The sequence below is a fragment of the Mesobacillus maritimus genome (genome assembly GCF_023715205.1).
Classification (GTDB): Bacteria; Bacillota; Bacilli; order Bacillales; family Cytobacillaceae; genus Mesobacillus_B; species Mesobacillus_B maritimus_C.
In genome coordinates this window covers 1-17,044 of sequence record NZ_JAMBNR010000020.1, presented here as the reverse complement: position 1 = coordinate 17,044, position 17,044 = coordinate 1, and the positions used below count along the sequence as shown (strand labels likewise).

Annotated in this window: 12 protein-coding genes, 1 tRNA gene and 1 pseudogene; 9 read left to right on the top strand and 5 right to left on the bottom strand. The window is 37.1% G+C overall.

The features are described from left to right. Window positions 1–60 precede the first annotated feature (60 nt). The 3 genes from M3182_RS22310 (at window position 61) to M3182_RS22300 (ending at window position 5,247) form a co-directional block, all read left to right on the top strand. On the top strand, window positions 61–2,241 hold the full coding sequence (locus tag M3182_RS22310) for a malate synthase G (protein WP_251560206.1): 2,181 nt from the start codon (window positions 61–63) through the stop codon (window positions 2,239–2,241). 103 nt (window positions 2,242–2,344) lie between these two features. Beyond that, a complete protein-coding gene (locus tag M3182_RS22305) occupies window positions 2,345–3,121 on the top strand; it encodes a fumarylacetoacetate hydrolase family protein (RefSeq protein ID WP_251432063.1) in 777 nt (258 codons plus the stop codon). 341 nt (window positions 3,122–3,462) lie between these two features. Next, window positions 3,463–5,247, top strand: coding sequence for an L-lactate permease (locus tag M3182_RS22300; protein WP_251432060.1), 1,785 nt, complete (start codon window positions 3,463–3,465; stop codon window positions 5,245–5,247). Between the two features lie 321 nt (window positions 5,248–5,568). On the opposite strand, the gene M3182_RS22295 is transcribed toward M3182_RS22300, so the two are convergent. Further along, window positions 5,569–6,012: an acyl-CoA thioesterase gene (locus M3182_RS22295; RefSeq protein ID WP_251560204.1), complete on the bottom strand. Its 444-nt coding sequence runs from the start codon at window positions 6,010–6,012 to the stop codon at window positions 5,569–5,571. A 76-nt stretch (window positions 6,013–6,088) separates the two neighbouring features. Next, a complete protein-coding gene (locus M3182_RS22290) occupies window positions 6,089–8,611 on the bottom strand; it encodes a GGDEF domain-containing phosphodiesterase (RefSeq protein WP_251560202.1) in 2,523 nt (840 codons plus the stop codon). Between the two features lie 808 nt (window positions 8,612–9,419). On the opposite strand from M3182_RS22290, the gene M3182_RS22285 reads away from it, so the two are divergent. Then, window positions 9,420–10,031 carry a DedA family protein gene (locus M3182_RS22285; protein WP_251560200.1) on the top strand — a complete coding sequence of 204 codons (612 nt, stop codon included), beginning with the start codon at window positions 9,420–9,422 and terminating at the stop codon, window positions 10,029–10,031. A 270-nt stretch (window positions 10,032–10,301) separates the two neighbouring features. Further along, window positions 10,302–11,111 (top strand): TerC family protein, encoded by an 810-nt coding sequence (locus M3182_RS22280; protein WP_251432049.1) that lies wholly within the window; start codon window positions 10,302–10,304, stop codon window positions 11,109–11,111. A gap of 293 nt (window positions 11,112–11,404) precedes the next feature. Here M3182_RS22280 and M3182_RS22275 read toward each other — a convergent pair whose 3' ends face one another. After that, a complete protein-coding gene (locus tag M3182_RS22275) occupies window positions 11,405–12,520 on the bottom strand; it encodes a CAP domain-containing protein (RefSeq protein ID WP_251432047.1) in 1,116 nt (371 codons plus the stop codon). 400 nt (window positions 12,521–12,920) lie between these two features. Here M3182_RS22275 and M3182_RS22270 point away from each other — a divergent pair, with 400 nt between their 5' ends. The 4 genes and pseudogenes from M3182_RS22270 to M3182_RS22255 all read left to right on the top strand — a co-directional run bounded on the left by M3182_RS22270 (window position 12,921) and on the right by M3182_RS22255 (window position 15,160). Further along, window positions 12,921–13,121 (top strand): cold-shock protein, encoded by a 201-nt coding sequence (locus tag M3182_RS22270; protein ID WP_090742793.1) that lies wholly within the window; start codon window positions 12,921–12,923, stop codon window positions 13,119–13,121. A 152-nt stretch (window positions 13,122–13,273) separates the two neighbouring features. Continuing rightward, window positions 13,274–13,441 (top strand): hypothetical protein, encoded by a 168-nt coding sequence (locus tag M3182_RS22265; RefSeq protein ID WP_251432044.1) that lies wholly within the window; start codon window positions 13,274–13,276, stop codon window positions 13,439–13,441. 3 nt (window positions 13,442–13,444) lie between these two features. Beyond that, window positions 13,445–13,783, top strand: coding sequence for a redoxin domain-containing protein (locus M3182_RS22260; protein ID WP_349775473.1), 339 nt, complete (start codon window positions 13,445–13,447; stop codon window positions 13,781–13,783). A 167-nt stretch (window positions 13,784–13,950) separates the two neighbouring features. Next, window positions 13,951–15,160: pseudogene (locus M3182_RS22255) on the top strand (ISL3 family transposase). Between the two features lie 133 nt (window positions 15,161–15,293). Here the strand turns inward: M3182_RS22255 and M3182_RS22250 are convergent. Together M3182_RS22250 and M3182_RS22245 are read right to left on the bottom strand one after the other, a co-directional pair. After that, window positions 15,294–15,366 (bottom strand) — tRNA-Ala (locus M3182_RS22250). Window positions 15,367–15,492: 126 nt separating this feature from the next. Then, complete coding sequence (locus M3182_RS22245; RefSeq protein WP_251432038.1) at window positions 15,493–16,194, bottom strand: MgtC/SapB family protein; 702 nt, start codon at window positions 16,192–16,194, stop codon at window positions 15,493–15,495. Window positions 16,195–17,044: the final 850 nt, after the last annotated feature.

The window sequence follows — 17,044 nt, the reverse complement described above, 5'->3', positions numbered from 1 at the left end:
GCGGATTAAAAATAATGATATGATGTCCCTATGAGACAAAGAAATGGAGGAAATAGACAAATGACAGAATATGTAAAAGTTGGTAATCTTCAAGTAGCTAAAGAACTCTATGATTTTGTTAATTCAGATGTAATTCCTGGTAGCCAAGTGGATGGCGAGGAATTTTGGCAAGGCTTTGGCCAGCTTGTAAAAGATTTGGCTCCAAAAAATAAAGAACTACTTGCTGTTCGTGACGAAATCCAAGCCAAAATTGATTTATGGCATCAAGAAAATAGCAAAGATTTTGATTTTGATAGTTATAAAGCTTTCTTAACAGAAATTGGTTACTTAGAGCCGGTTGTCGAAGACTATCAAATTGAAACACAAAATGTAGATGATGAAATTGCAATTCAAGCGGGCCCACAGCTAGTTGTACCAGGAGACAATGCTCGATATGCATTGAATGCCGGAAACGCACGTTGGGGAAGTTTATACGATGCTCTCTATGGAACAGATGCCATCAGTGAGGAAGACGGTGCGGAAAAAGGCAAAGGCTATAATCCAGTTCGTGGTGACAAGGTCATTCAATTTGGAAAGAACTTTCTTGATCAGGCATCTCCACTAAAAGAAGGAACTCATAAAGACGCTACACAATATGCAGTAGAAAATGGTGCCCTTGTTGTTACACTTGAAAATGGAAACAAAACGGGCTTAGCAGATGAAGGCAAATTTATTGGATTCCAAGGGAACGCAGAAAACCCTACTGCAGTCTTAATTAAAAATAACGGACTTCACTTTGAAATCCAAATTGACCGTGATCATTCTGTTGGAAAAACAGATAAAGCAGGTGTGAAAGATATTCTTTTAGAAGCGGCTGTTACAACAATCATAGATTGTGAGGATTCTGTTGCAGCTGTTGATGCTGAAGATAAAACACTCATTTACCGTAACTGGCTTGGGTTAATGAAAGGGGATTTGACTTCTTCCTTCCAGAAGGATGGAAAAACAATGACTCGTGCTTTAAACCCTGACAGAATCTATACTTCTAACTCTGGTGAAGAAGTTTCGTTAAGAGGTCGTTCAACATTGTTTATTCGAAACGTAGGACACCTTATGACAACAAATGTAGTGCTTGACGAGAACGGCGAAGAAATTCCTGAGGGTATTCTTGATGGTGTATTTACTAGTTTAATTGGAAAACACACTGTTTTAGGAAATGGAAAGTATCAAAATTCCTTGAAGGGATCCATTTACATTGTAAAGCCTAAGATGCATGGTTCTAAAGAAGTTGCTTTTGCCAACGAACTATTTGATCGTATTGAAGATTTAATCGGTGTCGAACGCCATACATTGAAAATTGGTGTAATGGATGAAGAACGTCGTACATCACTTAACTTAAAGAATTGTATTAAAGAAGTTAAAGACCGCATTGTCTTTATTAATACTGGATTCCTTGACCGTACAGGGGATGAAATGCATACATCAATGGAAGCAGGTCCAATGATTCGTAAAGGCGATATGAAATCCTCTACATGGTTACAAGGGTATGAAAATTCCAATGTATTCACTGGACTTTCAGTAGGATTCCAAGGAAAAGCTCAAATTGGTAAAGGGATGTGGGCAATGCCAGATATGATGGCTGATATGATTCAACAAAAGGTTGGTCATCCAAAAGCTGGTGCTAACACAGCTTGGGTTCCTTCACCAACAGGTGCAACGCTACACGCGTTACATTACCATCAGGTAAATGTGCAATCTGTACAAGAAGAATTAAAACAAGGGGTTAAGGATTTACGGGATGAGATTTTACAAATTCCAGTAGCTGAAAATCCAAACTGGACTCCTGAAGAAATCCAGGAAGAACTAGATAACAATGCTCAAGGAATTCTTGGCTATGTTGTTCGTTGGGTAGAACTTGGTGTAGGTTGTTCAAAGGTTCTAGATATCAATAACATTGGATTGATGGAAGACCGCGCAACATTGAGAATTTCTAGTCAGCATATGGCGAACTGGCTACGTCATGGAATCTGCACACAAGAACAAGTAATGGAAACATTGAAGCGGATGGCGAAAGTAGTAGATGAACAAAATGCTGGTGACCCAGCTTACCGCCCAATGGCAGTTGATTACGATGGTTCAGTTGCATTCCAAGCAGCGTGTGACCTTGTCTTTAAAGGTTTAGAACAGCCAAATGGATACACCGAGCCAATTCTTCACCGTCGTCGCCAAGAAGCAAAAGCAAAAATAATGGCAAAAAATTAATGTACACATCCATTCTACTAGGCATTATTTAATGTTGCCTAGTAGGATGGTTTTCTACATATTTCATAGGAATGGATCGATAACTATATTGGAGGTAGGAATTATGAAGTTTACGAGGTTTCAGGTTGGTTCTGAGTCTTATACTGGTGTTTTAGAAGGGGAGACCATTCGAGAGGTAAAAGGAGATGTCTTTACTAGTTGGACATATACAGGAAATGTATTCTCAATTGGAGAGGTAAAGCTTTTGGCTCCGCTTGTTCCAAATCAAATTATTGGAATTGGAGCAAACTATGTGGCTAAGAAAGAAGAACTACCTAGCGAACTTCCAGCAATTCCAGTATTCTTCTTTAAACCTACTTCTTCTGTAATTGGACCAGAAGATGAAATTATCATTCCAGAAGGAATCGACGAAGTTAAATTTGAATCCGAGTTGGCAGTGGTAATTGGAAAAGAAGCGAAAAATATCTCAGAGGAAGATGTACTCGATTATATTTTTGGCTATACAGTTGGTAACGATGTGACTGCACCACAATTCTTCCGTGAAGATGGCCACTGGACAATCGGTAAATCCTTTGATACATTTACCCCTCTTGGTCCAGTAATTGAAACAGAGTTGGATCCCGCTTTGGTTAAGGTTGAAGCTCGATTAAATGGAGAGGAAAAGCAAAACAGTTCTACGGAGTTAATGATTGTTACGTTAAGGAAGATGGTTTCTTATTTGTCCAATGTGCTGACGCTAAAACCAGGGGATGTTATTTTAACAGGTAGCCCGCTTGGTGCAGAAATGGTGAAAGCTGGAGATGTGATCGAATGTGAAATCAAAGAAATTGGGAATCTCCGAAATACTTTTGTTTCTGCCAAAAGTCGTGTATCTAATTAAATTTAATAGTTATCTCGCAAAAGGCTCTTTTTCCATGCTGGAAAAAGAGTTTTTTTATTGAAAGGTAAAGATAAGTTTTTCTGTTTCGTATGTGCTATAAGATTTCCAACTAGTTTTTTAGAACTTTTAATACCTCAAATAAGTAATCAACAACTCATTATCGGTGGAACTAGTAGTAAATTTTCTCTATTTTCTCAAAAATAAAATAAAAGTTGTTGAAAGAAACAGAATTTTTAGTATAATTATCCTATAGTTGTTGTTATACAACAAATTTATATAGTTATATAACAAACTATTTTTTTATCTTCCTATGTAAGCGTAAACAAAAAGGGGGTTATATGGTGAGTACAGGTTTATTAGCATTTTTATCTCTTTTACCAATTTTAGCTGTTGCAATCTTTCTTGTTGTAATGAGAATGCCAGCCAGTAAGGCTATGCCAATCTCGTATTTAGTTGCGATTGGGTTAGCACTCTTTGTATGGAAAGTTCCAGGGGTTAATGTGGCTGCCGCTTCGATTAATGGTCTTGTGACGGCTGGAACACTTCTTTACATTATTTTTGGAGCAATTTTATTATTAAATACGCTTCAGTATAGCGGAGGCTTAAAAACCATCCGCAATGGCTTTACGGATATTACGGAAGACCGTAGAGTTCAAGTTATAATTGTTGCTTGGCTGTTTGGGTCTTTTATTGAAGGCTCGGCAGGGTTTGGTACACCGGCGGCAGTTGCTGTACCGTTAATGGTTGGTTTAGGTTTTCCTGCAATGGCGGCGGTTGTTGCTGGTATGGTTATCCAGAGTACACCTGTTTCTTTTGGTGCTGTTGGAACACCTATGGTGGTCGGTGTCGGAACGGGGTTATCAGCTGATCCAACGATTACAAATGATTTTTATCAATTGGTAACAGTTATTGCCGGAAAAGTTGCCATTTTACATATGGTAGCTGGGGCACTCATTCCGTTATTTGTTGTTGCCTTGATGACAAGATTTTTTGGGAAAAACAAGTCGTTTACCGAAGGCTTAAAGATTTGGAAGTTCGCGTTATTTTCAGCCTTTGCGATGACGATTCCTTATGTGCTCGTTGCAAACTTCCTTGGGCCAGAATTTCCATCGATGATCGGTGGATTAGTAGGATTAGCGATTGTTATTTTTGCTGCTAAAAGAGGATTTCTCATGCCTCCTAAAGAAGAAACTTGGGACTTTGAAGAGAAATCTAAATGGGATCCAGAATGGACTGGGAAGATTGAAATTCAAGATATTGCTCACAAGAGTGGAAGCATGAGTATGGTACGTGCTTGGACACCGTATATTTTAGTTGCTGTGTTCTTAGTTATATCAAGGTTAGAGGCACTACCAGTTGTTGATTGGCTAAAATCTTGGACACTAGCGGCGGAAGATATGTTTGGTTCTGGAATTACGGCAAGTTTTCAACCGCTTTTTTCACCGGGTACCATTTTTATCTTAGTTTCATTGATTACGTTCTTTATTCACGGAATGAATGGAAGTGCTTACAAGTCTGCCTTCACAGATTCTTTGAAAACGGCGGTCGCAGCCTCAACGGCATTAATTTTCACTGTTCCAATGGTTCAAGTATTCTTAAATTCCGGTGGAGGAGCAGCTGGCTATGAGCGCATGCCAATTGAACTTGCAAATGGTGTCGTTGCATTAGCTGGTGAGTTCTGGCCAATCTTTGCTACCTTTATTGGTGGACTTGGTGCATTTATTGCCGGAAGTAATACTGTTAGTAATATGATGTTCTCTTTGTTCCAATATGATGTCGGAAACCAAATTGGTGTAGATCCTACTTGGATTGTTGCTTTGCAAGCGGTTGGTGGTGCAGCAGGAAACATGATTTGTGTGCATAACGTTGTTGCCGCGTCTGCTGTAGTAGGATTATTAGGGAAAGAAGGGGATGTTATAAGAAAGACCTTATTCCCATTTGTTTATTACGCATTACTCCTAGGTGGTCTCGGATATTCGATTGTATGGTATGCAGATAAAGGACTATTTAACCTGGGAAGCTTTATTGTTGCAGCGATTTGGATTGTGGCTATTTATATCATTGCGACTAATAAAAAACGTGCTGCACAACTTACAGTTACTTCTCCAAAAGGAAAATCGATGTAGTTAGGATAGAAAAAACCGTTACCTTTTTATTAAGGGTAACGGTTTTTTTTGTGTTTCCGAGTTTGGAGGAAGTTATTACTATGTAGTCTAGCTTGTGAGCAACAGGTCCGGTGTTTTACACATTATGATTGGGTAATCCAGTGAGATTTTTTTAAAAAGGCCCTTTTCTGAAACTTTTTTGCTGTCTGATCCAAAAATACGTCTGAATAAGCAAGGTTATACAAAAAACAGCTTCATTTTATAAATAATGAACTTGTAAACCTAATTTTAAAAAGCGAAATGGACACTATTATGTTAAGGCCAGCTTTAGAATTTTAACAACTATCTTTTATAGAGACAGCCTTTTTCAAAACTTTCAATGCGTTGTTTTACTAAAGAAGGAACTGCTTGTTTTTCGTGTGTGATGGGATTAATGCTTACATAAATGATCTCAGCTAAGATAAGTGGTTCTGTTTCTCCTTCTCTGGTAATCATAAACTCCATTGTCATACTAGTATTGCCAATTTTTTTTGTGCGGCACCAAATGTTTAGCCAATCGTTTAAGCGGGCCGAATTTTTATATTCTAATGTTGATTTGGCGACAACAAAATCAAAGGTCCCATCCTCAGCTAAGGTTAACAAATCTAACTGGAGACCTTCTACAAAGTACTCGGCAATCGCAATATCAAGATAAGTTAAATAATGTGCATTGAACACAATCTTTTGCCCATCTATCTCGGAGTAACGAACTTTTAATTTATGGGAGAAGCGGAAATCATGCTCCATATTAACACCTCTTATTTTTAGAATTTTCTAACCATAATTTAACACAAAAATGGAGCCTTATGCTAGGCTCCACTTGTTATTTTTGGATGAGTTCATAAAACTCTTCAGCTGACAATGGTTTACTAAAGAAATATCCTTGCATGAGTGTACAATTTTTAGATTGTAAAAAGTCTCGTTGATGTTCTAGTTCGACGCCTTCGGCTATAACATGAAGGCGTAAACTGCGAGCCAAGTTAATAATCGTTTCTGCAATTTCTGAATTGCTGAAATCGGGGTTGATATCTTGGATAAAACTTTTATCAATCTTTAAGCAATCGATGGGAAGCTTTTTCAAATAGCTTAGTGAGGAAAAACCTGTCCCAAAATCATCAATGGAAATATGGATTCCAATTTCTTTTAGAGAATGTAAGGTAGAGATGGTCCGGTGAGTATGATTTAAAAGTGTACTCTCGGTAATCTCGATTTCAAATAGCTCAGGAGCTATTTGGTATTTAGTCAGGTACCGACGAATTTGTCTTACCAGCTGCTCAGGCTCTTGAAATTGCCGTGCTGAGAAATTAATGGCTAGGGTTAAAGGCGAATTTCTCCCTTTATTCCATTGACTCAACTGCGAGCAAGCTGCTACCATTATTTGTTCCCACAAGGGCTGGATTAGTCCCGTCTCTTCAGCAATTGGAATAAAAAGGTCTGGTGAGACCCAACCGAGTTCGTCATCCTTCCACCTGCATAGTGCTTCCATACCTGTAATTTTACCACTGTTAGTATCAAACTTAGGTTGATAATAGACTGATATTTTGTTTTCTTCTAAAGCCCTTCTTAATTTCGTTTCAATAAGTGGCCGTTGTTTTCCTTGAGTGGAAATCTGATCATTAAACATAACGACCTTGTTGCCGCCATCCTTCTTTGCTGAATACATGGCCATGTCAGAAGATGCAATCAGGTTTTCAATTTCTGTATGATGTTCAGGATAAATACTGATTCCGCAACTTGCATTCAAATAAATCTTCTTTTCATTTAAATAGAAGGGTTTGTTTAGTTCAAGAATAATCTTTTCAGCAAGTAATTTACTTTCGACTTTGTTTACTTTTTCGATGAGAATGATAAATTCATCGCCGCCTTGGCGGGTTATAAAATGCTTAGTGGTGACGAGTGCTTCTTTTAATCGATTAGCAGTAAGTTTAAGCAACTCATCCCCTTTTGTATGACCTAAGCTATCATTAAGGTGCTTAAAGCGGTCTAAATCAATAAATAAGATGGTCACATTCTCCCCAGTACGTTTTGAATGTTCGATTCGTTTTGTTAATTCTTCCTGAAAATATCTCCTGTTGGGTAGATTCGTAAGTGGGTCATGTAAAGCTTGAAACTCAATGACCTCGTTGCTCTTTTTTAAATTTTCAACGTAAGTTTTCAAGCTGATGGACAAAGCGTTTACGTTTTTGGCAAGAATACCTAATTCATCTTTTCGGTCTGCTTTTAATGTTTTTCCGAAGTCTCCTTTGGCAATTTCATTTACTCGTTCGACAACATATTCTACTGGTTTTGTAATCGAGCGTGAAAAGATGAAACTTATGATTAAGACAAATATCATAAAAATAAAGGACAGGAGAATATGCTCTTTTAATTCTTCGTTTAACTGTGTTTGAATCAGTCCATAGTCATATACTAAACCAATCACAAATGGTTCGTGGTTTCCTTGAATAGGCACAAATGTTTTCTGAATATCCTTGCCGTCCAAGGTCGTTCGATAGCTTTGAGTCTCACCACTTTTAGCAGCGGTTTTAATTAAACCAACGTCTATTTGTTCGTTATGATAATTATAACTCCCGTACCAAATTGGTTCCGCTGAGAGACGAGTATAACTATTTCCATTTAAGTGAACGACTTCTTTTTCATCGCCAAAGCGTTCAGGGTTAAAGACCGTTAACTCCAAGATTCCTTCCAGTTCTTCTGTAAATCGAGTCATAATTTTTCCTGGTCCGAAGTTTTGTTCATATTCAAGGACTGCATTATCACGATAATAAGGGTCGATGATGTAATTGGTTGAACCATCATAATAATATCCCCATTTATCGACATGATCAGGATTGCTAGAAGCAACCTCGATTGGTCCAGACCAATAATGTGGCAGTGTTAGCCCCTTTTCAACATTCACCGGGGTTAATGCGAGCAATTGTTCAAAGGCATCGTACCAATATCCCCAACCTTTAGTCCCCATATTAATTTCGTGCGGATCTGTGGATTTCACTCCGACAATATCGTCCTCAGTTTTAACTAATAATGTAATATGAGAAAGCATTAATTCGTTTGCTAAATGAATGAGTTGTTCATTTGTCACGTCTTCATGTTTAGCAGGCAGCGATTTTTGAATGGCAATAGAGGCAGTCCTCAATTCTCGACCAATAAGGTCTTCCACATACAAGGATCCTTTCTTTGCATTTTCCACTTGGAAAGCAACTTCCTGTGTAATCATGTTGATCTGACTTTCGTTATAATCGAGTAACTGCTGCTTTGACCGAAAAAAGTGCAGTGAATTATTCATTAACAATATTAAAAATACCAGTATCGTAAAGATTAATGGGAGTTTCTTTTTGATGGACAATGATGCTACCTCCAAAACTATCCTCTGTTATATTTCGACAAAATCCTACAAAATCCAAGAATTCATTAAATCAAAGATAGGGCATGATGAAGTATTAATTGTTCAGCGATGATTCTGGTAAATAAACCCTTTGTAAAAGCATTTTTCAGCGAGCGTTTGGGGAATATACGACTTTGAGGAAAAGTGTCAAGATGGTGAATTATTTTCCTTTCGCCAAACGAGTTAGTTGCTAGAACAAGAGCACATCTTTCTCGTTATGAACGTTTACTATCGAAACAACATGAAGTTGTAAATAAAGAAATTTTTGTCAGGGGATTGAGATTAATCGTGCGGCAAGAAGAGTAATTGTGCTATCCTTAATCATCAATATTCACCAGACCAGAAACAAGGAAAAGATAGTAAGCTTCCTTATAGGATTCTACGAGTCCGTTAAAATAATATTGATTGCAACAGGTGTATGTATGCTTTCCGGTTTATTTAATATCGGTGTTATCCTAAATATATAAATCTCTCCTTGGAGTAATGCTTATCGCTTTATTTGAAAAGATTCTTGTAAAAGCGAAGAAAGAAAAAAATTACTTGCTCTTGGGAGGTTTTATCCTTGTATTTCTGCTCGTGCTTTATCTAGGTCAAAGACTAGCACTTGGTTTTTATTTGTATAACTGAAAAAAGAATTTATAATAGAACTAAACCCTGTCCATAGGCATATACTTTCTAATGGACAGGTTTTTAATTTATGCCGGAACCAGGAAAAAATCACTTAAATAAAGTTTTAGCAACTGAGTAATTAAAAAAGTTGGAGGGAATAATGAAAGACTGGATTTTTACAATCATGGAAGAGTTTGGTTATATTGGGATTATGGCAGTCATTGCTTTGGAGAACCTCTTTCCTCCAATCCCTTCTGAAATCGTTTTGCCATTTGGTGGGTTTATGACAACGAGGACATCTCTGACTGTAGTAGGAGTAATTGTTGCCTCAACAGTTGGATCAGTAATTGGAGCAATTATTTTGTATTGGATTGGTAGAATTATAAATGTCGACCAACTGGAGAAATTTGTTGAAAGGTGGGGGCATTTACTACGTATTTCAAAGAAGGATATACGTTCAGCTGAAGGATGGTTTTTAAGATACGGGAATTGGACTGTCTTCTTTTGTCGTTTAATTCCTGTGGTCCGTAGCCTTATTTCCATACCCGCAGGGATGGCAAAAATGAATTTTATGACCTTTATTTTATTTTCAACTATGGGAACAGTCGTTTGGAATACGATTTTAGTGAGTTTAGGTGCTGTACTCGGTGAATCATGGGAAGAAATCCTTGGATATGTTGAACTCTATAAAAGTGCTTTTTATGTGGTATTTGCTATTATTGCAATCCTTTTTATTATTTGGTACGTCAAACGGAGACGCAGTTATCAGTAAATGTGGGAATTGACAATTCAATGATTCTAGCTTAATCTAAGAAAGTAATTAATTGTATATTTTCCTATTCAAAGGGGAGTAGCTGTACAATATTAGTCGTCATTACGAGAACATGATTCTCCGGCTCTATTGGCAACGAATCTGTTGTTAGCAAGACCTTTACTATTAAAAAGTAAGGGTCTTTTTAATGTTTTTTAAGACCTTTACCAACATATAGGTAAGGGTTTTTTCTTGCGAATAGCGCCGACGACGATATGAGGAGGAATTATTATGGATGTAGCCTTATTGCTAGAGTATGGCTGGGTGCTACTTGTACTCGTTGCGATGGAAGGTCTTTTAGCGGCAGATAACGCATTAGTCCTTGCAATCATGGTAAGACATTTGCCTGAAGAACAAAGAAAAAAGGCGTTATTTTATGGACTAGCTGGTGCTTTTGTTTTTCGTTTTGTTTCGCTCTTTATTATTTCTTACTTAGTAGATATCTGGCAAGTTCAGGCGATTGGCGCGCTTTATCTATTATTCATGGCGCTCAATCATATTTTCCGAAAACTGGTCAAAGGCAAGGCTGAAGAAGATGAAGAAGGTCTTGAAACAAGTGAGAAAAAGCCGAAGAAAAAAAGTGGTTTTTGGATGACTGTTTTCAAGGTAGAACTAGCGGATATTGCCTTTGCAGTCGATTCTATTTTAGCAGCTGTTGCTTTAGCTATGACTCTACCAAATATGCCGATCGGGAATATTGGTGGAATGAATGGTGGAAAATTCATTGTCATTTTCGCAGGAGGAATGATAGGAGTTATTATCATGCGCTTTGCCGCAGGATTATTTGTTAAGTTGTTAGAAAAACGACCAGGTTTAGAAATGGCAGCCTTTATAATCGTAGGTTGGGTAGGTGTGAAACTGGCGGTTTTAACACTTTCTCATCCGGCAGTCGGAATCATTAGTGAAGATTTTTCACATTCAACAGGTTGGAAAGCCACCTTCTATATAGTACTGGTTGGAATTGCTCTTTCTGGCTGGTTCCTATCCAAGGATAAGTCAGAAGCAACTAATAAAAAAGAAGAAGCTTCACACGTTTCCTAAGAGGGTTTGTTATAAACCCCCAAATAGATATAAAGTTACGGCTGTTTTCGTAAAGATTGTTGTTAAAATCCTAAAGCCGATTTTAACGATATAGTAGCCATTTCGTAAGTTAAAAATTAGATGCTAAGCTCTTTTCTTATAAAATGTAGCTGTTTTTTGAAAATTCATCTTAATTTAGACGTTTATTTTGTTCAAAAGCAACAAAGTTTAGAAAAGAGCCTAAGTTAAAAACAGCTCGGTTCCTTTGAACCGAGCTGTTTTTAGGTATTTCCTAATGGGAATTTTGAGGCTCTCTACATTTTTTTTGTATAATACTTTTGAGTGTAATATGGTTGGGCGGTTGCGTTAAAAGCCACTCCAACACCTAGTTGTCTAAACTCTGGTTTTAAGATATTTTCTCGGTGACCTAGAGAGTTCATCAGTCCCTCGTGAGCAAAAATGCTACTTGTTTGCCCATAGGCGAGATTTTCTCCTGCAACGGTAAATAAAATATCATCTTCAAGCATGCGATCGAATGGAGATTGCCCTGCAAGATTTGTATGGCTAAAATAATTATTCTCAGCCATATCAAGGCTATGATTTCTGGCGGTTTTTTTAACTCGCTCATCCCATTCAAGGATTGGTAAACCATGCTCTCTTCTAGTTGCATTTGTTAAGTCAAACATCTGGTATTCAAAGCCTTCTTTTAATCCTTCACTTTCTTTTGTATAAAAATCAACCCTTTTTTGTTCCATTTGTTCACTTATAATCTGCATAGCAGTTACTGTATTATTTTGATGTTTATCATAAAAAATATAAACATAACTATCATCCATTAGGAATAAATCGTAATCTCGATCATCTTGAAGTTGATAGAAAACATTGCCTTTTTGGAGTTTGTCAATGGGTTCTCCTAGGTTTTGAAGTACTAGCTCCTTTGATGTTCCATGAGCAATGCCATTGGAAGAAGTAATTAAGTCTTGGTTTGTATAGATCCCTGCAACTTGATCCTCTTGATTATAAGATATCATAAGGAAATTCCGGTAATTTTGGTGATAAGTAAACCATTTTGTTCCATATTCATTTAACGTTATTCTTGTTGGAGAACCGACTTTTTGTTCGACTTCGTTTTTATTGTCTCCAATTTCAATATTGGAAATTGAGAAAGTTTGGTGAGTGGGTTCTTCTAAGACTGGTTTATCAACTTCTACATCCTCTAAATTCTGCTGTCCATCGGGTTTAGGGGAGGGGATCAGTACTGACTCTAATTCTGTAAGGTTTTCATTTAATTCCTTTAAATTTGTATGATCTTTTACCGTATGGAACCCTTTTTTAATTGAATCGCCCAGGCTACTTCCAAGGTTTTCTTCAACTGTGGGCCAAAATTGATATAATAAGAATCCAATTATAATCAGAAAAATAAATCGCAAAAAAACACCACACCTTCAACAGTCTTTTTTATACAATATAGCCAGAAAAAAAGAAAAATAAATGAATGGAAGTAACAAGAATGGGAAAAATCATAGTATAGCCGGAAGCTTAGAAGGAGCGATATGTGTCTAACTAATCATGACTTTCATTGAGTTATATACATTATAGGCTACTGGACAAGCTCAAGGCTAGAAAATATATTTCTTGTTCGTTTGTAAAACAGTGTCGAAAACCAAACTTTGGGTTAGACTTGCTAATTCTTTCAATATCTGTTATTCTGTAAAAGAATTATTTTTGTTCGGTATATAAGGGAAGAACAAGTTTTGGTTTTCGCCTGGATACTCAATGAGCAAGAATAGTAATAAAATGTGTGGATTGCACACTAGGAGGCAACATAAAATGGAAAACGGTAAAGTAAAATGGTTTAATGCAGAAAAAGGTTTCGGTTTCATCGAGCGCGAAGGTGGAGATGACGTATTCGTTCATTTCTCAGCTATCCAAGGCGAAGGCTTCAAAACTCTTGAAGAAGGCCAAGATGTAACATTCGACGTTGAGCAAGGAGCTCGTGGACCACAAGCTGCTAACGTTCGCAAAAACTAATTTACCAACACAAACAGACCCATTCGTGGGTCTGTTTTTTTCTTTAGAATAATACATTTGAGTTCTAATATAACGATTTACTTGACGGTTATTTCAAGGAATACTAAACTTATACAATGGAAGATTCAAAATCATCTTAAAAAGGGGTACATATGAAGAGGAAATTTTTATTTTCAATTTTACTTGTTGTCCTATTCTTGTCTGCGTGTGGACAGTCGGCTCTAAAAGAACCGATTACACTTCTCAATCAAAATAATGAGGAAGTATCATTTCCGACTGGGAAACCAACTGTATTTTTCTTTATCACAACTTACACCTGAGGAATTTGTCAACAGCAACTAGTTGAGTTGCATGAAAATTTTTCAAGGTTGGATGAGATTGATGCGGATGTATACATCATTAGTAAGGATACACCTGAGCAACAGCTCAAGCTTTATACTCAATTGGAAAAACATTATGGTGAAAGTGTAACCTTTGTATCTGATGAAAACCTGGAGCTTATTGATCATATGGATATGAAAAATGGAGATGTTGCCTACAGAGGATATGCTTTAATCGATGGTGACGGGTCTCTTGTATTTAATACCATTAATGACCATTGGGGAGACCAAATCGATAAATCAATCGATGAAATCAAAGAAGAGTTAGGTAAACTAAAGTAATTTAAAATGAAGGAAAACTCTAGGCTAAAGCCTAGAGTTTTCTTTTTCGGCTCTATAATATTTGTTGGGGTTCCTATGCAACTATGAGAGCATAAAAAAACACGCAAACATCCAATTCTTTTATACTTGAGTTGTCGAGAAACAAGTATGAATGGAGTTGCGTGTAAATGCATTTTAGCATAAGTTTACCAGGTTTAAAAGAAGTAGATATTAAGCGAGTGGAGGAAGTAGGGGGAGTTATACGTATTTGCGTAGAAATGGAACGCAAAATCCATCGTTGTCCCAGCTGTCAATCAAGAACCTCTCGTGTACATGATTACCGTATTCAAAAAATTCAACACCTGAAGTTGTTTGAACGGAAGACACAAATTTTTTATAGACGCCGTCGGTATGTTTGCGATTGTGGTAAGCGCTTCTCAGAGAAGAATACTTTTGTAAATAGGTATCAACGTACCTCTATTGAGAATCAAGCTGTTGGTATCAGAGCCATTAAAGGAAAGACGTTTAAAGAGATTGGGGACAATTATGGAACGTCAGCTACCACCATTGTCCGGAGGTTTGATCAGTTAGCTAGAAGTGAAGTTAAACCAGTAGAAGAACTGCCTCCAGTCATTGCCATTGATGAATATAAGGGGGATACCAGAGAAGGAAAATACCAACTTATTATTGCCGATGGAATTACCAAAAAACCACTAGATAATGCTTAATCGTTACAAGAGTACGATTAAGCATTATCTTCAAAGACATGGAAATCAAGTTCAGGTTGTCATTATGGATATGAGTCATTCCTTTAAAGCTGCCGTTCAAAGTGCTTTAGGTAAACCGGTGATTGTTGCCGATCGATTTCATTTTTGTCGATATGTTTATTGGGCACTGGATGGAGTGAGAAGAAGAGTTCAAAAGGACTTTCACCCGTATGATCGTAAGAAGTGCAAGCGCATGAGATATGTTTTTCATAAGGCGTAAGAACAGCTTACAAAAGGTGAACGCTGGAATTTAGAAAGATACTTAGTAATGTCAGAGGAACTAAGTAAAGCATATGAGCTAAAGGAAGAATACCGGAAGTGGTTTTCAAGAGCGAAAGAAATTGGAACAAATGAAATAAGTGTGGTAAAGGAAGAGCTGAAGCTCTTCTATGAGTCACTAAAATCCTCTGGCATCCCTGAGATGGTGAACCTTATTGGGACATTCCAGAATTGGCAGACAGAAATCCTGAATAGTTTTGTCTACAACTACTCTAATGGTTTTTTAGAGGGGATAAACAACTCAACGAAGGTACTCAAGCGAAATGCCTATGGATTCAGAAGTTTTGAACGCTTTCGAGCAAAAATACTATTGTCACATCAGCATAAAGGAATTGGACTTCATATTGGTTAGGGTGACGACAACTAGTCATCACCCCAACATTTGACGGAGAACCTCTTTTTCACTCAATTTTTGCGAGGGGTTGTTCTATATTAATTTATAAATAGGAAAACAAAAAAACCTTGTCAAGTGACAAGGTTTTAAATGGAGAATAGGGGGCTCGAACCCCTGACCTCTTGCATGCCATGCAAGCGCTCTCCCAGCTGAGCTAATCCCCCGTAATGTAACACTACAAAAATTATATCGACAAAATCTCGGAGTTGCAAGCTCTTTTTTTACGATTAAAACAATTAACAGTTTAGTCGATTTTAATTAGTGAGTGGTACATAATTAACTAGTTTGACTTATAATTCCTCTATTTTCACCCTTTTAACTTCTTTTAAAGAGGTGATGTCTTCGTATACATCTGTTGTCCTCCTTCTAAAGTTAACGGTTATTACTAATTGAACTAGTTGATCGCCTTCTTCTAAATCTTTAATTCGTACTTTTTTGATCGACATTTTGCTACTTTTTAGGTTCTCAAGAACACTTGCAATGCCTTTCTTGTTTCTAACCATAAACTCAAGGGCAAGTTCTTTTTCGCGTAATTGTCTAGGGCCAATTAGTCCCATTAAAAATGGCATGAACTCTACACTGAAAATAAGTAATACAACTCCTGTAATAGCCTCGACGTAGAATCCTGCCCCAACAGCAATGCCGATACCAGCCGCTCCCCAAATCAAAGCTGCTGTTGTAAGACCGGATATCGTATCGTTCCCTCTTCTTAAAATTACACCAGCACCTAGAAAGCCGATGCCAGAGACGATTTGGGCTGCTAATCGAAGGGGATCCATTGTAATGTTGACATCATCGTCTCCAGGAAACATGTAGGCCGATTCAATAGACACGATTGTAAGTAAACAACTTACAATACTAATGACTAAACTGGTCTTTAAACCAACAGGCTTGCGTTTAAGTTCACGTTCTAGTCCGATGACAAGACCAAGGATAGCTGAAAGGCCAAGTCTTATTAAAGTTTCTGAATCGATAAAATTTGTTATGCTCATGCGTACCCCCTCCTAATCTTAATATTATTTTAAAAGTTTACTTTTATAATATGAATATTCAAGAAGAAGCCCTGTTTTCCCTTTATTCTTATACTTATTAACTTAAGAGGAAAGGTGGTGAATAAGATAACAATACTCCTACACTGGTTTATACGGAATTTTTATATGGGGCTATAATGAAGATAGCAAAGGAGATTATGTGTTGAATTATTCTCATCTAGAAAACGCAAATTTTTTGTTACAGTTATACATAACGAATATCCAGGGAAAATGTAAAACCATCCTTTGGGATGGTTTTACATAAAGGTATAGGTTAAACCTGAAAAAATAAATGCAGAAGTAACAGTGAAAATAAAGGTGCCACCTGATACTTTCCCTTCTGAGTTCATTAATTTGATTCCTTCTATATAAGAGTAGCCAAATAAAAATACGGCCATTAGAAAGGATAGATATAGAGCAATTGCTTCGATGATTGGTCACTCCCTTATATGAAAATTTGATATGCTTGTCCATACTTACGCGGAAAAATCGTTAAGTATTCCTGTTTGTCAAAAAAATATTGAAAACGTACCTTTGGCATGTTATATTAAAAACTCCCGTTAAAAACGGGTGGCGAAATTTCACGTTTTATAGACGGAATGAAAAAACTATATCGAATATTGTTGACAATATATAATCAACATGATATATTAAGGAAGTCGCTTCGGGCGATGAAATGAAACGATTGCTCTTTGAAAACTAAACAAACAAGCGTCAACAAACAATATTATCATGTCTTCTTATGAAGAACATGAGCCAACGTTTTATTTTATGAGCTTAACTCATACTCTTTATTGGAGAGTTTGATCCT

What these genes read in the sequence shown, in the direction of transcription:
- M3182_RS22310 (WP_251560206.1), top strand. Translation starts at nt 61, where the DNA reads ATGACAGAATATGTAAAAGTTGGTAATCTTCAAGTAGCTAAAGAACTC.
- M3182_RS22305 (WP_251432063.1), top strand. Translation starts at nt 2,345, where the DNA reads ATGAAGTTTACGAGGTTTCAGGTTGGTTCTGAGTCTTATACTGGTGTT.
- M3182_RS22295 (WP_251560204.1), bottom strand. Translation starts at nt 6,012, where the DNA reads ATGGAGCATGATTTCCGCTTCTCCCATAAATTAAAAGTTCGTTACTCC.
- M3182_RS22285 (WP_251560200.1), top strand. Translation starts at nt 9,420, where the DNA reads ATGAAAGACTGGATTTTTACAATCATGGAAGAGTTTGGTTATATTGGG.
- M3182_RS22280 (WP_251432049.1), top strand. Translation starts at nt 10,302, where the DNA reads ATGGATGTAGCCTTATTGCTAGAGTATGGCTGGGTGCTACTTGTACTC.
- M3182_RS22270 (WP_090742793.1), top strand. Translation starts at nt 12,921, where the DNA reads ATGGAAAACGGTAAAGTAAAATGGTTTAATGCAGAAAAAGGTTTCGGT.
- M3182_RS22265 (WP_251432044.1), top strand. Translation starts at nt 13,274, where the DNA reads ATGAAGAGGAAATTTTTATTTTCAATTTTACTTGTTGTCCTATTCTTG.
- M3182_RS22245 (WP_251432038.1), bottom strand. Translation starts at nt 16,194, where the DNA reads ATGAGCATAACAAATTTTATCGATTCAGAAACTTTAATAAGACTTGGC.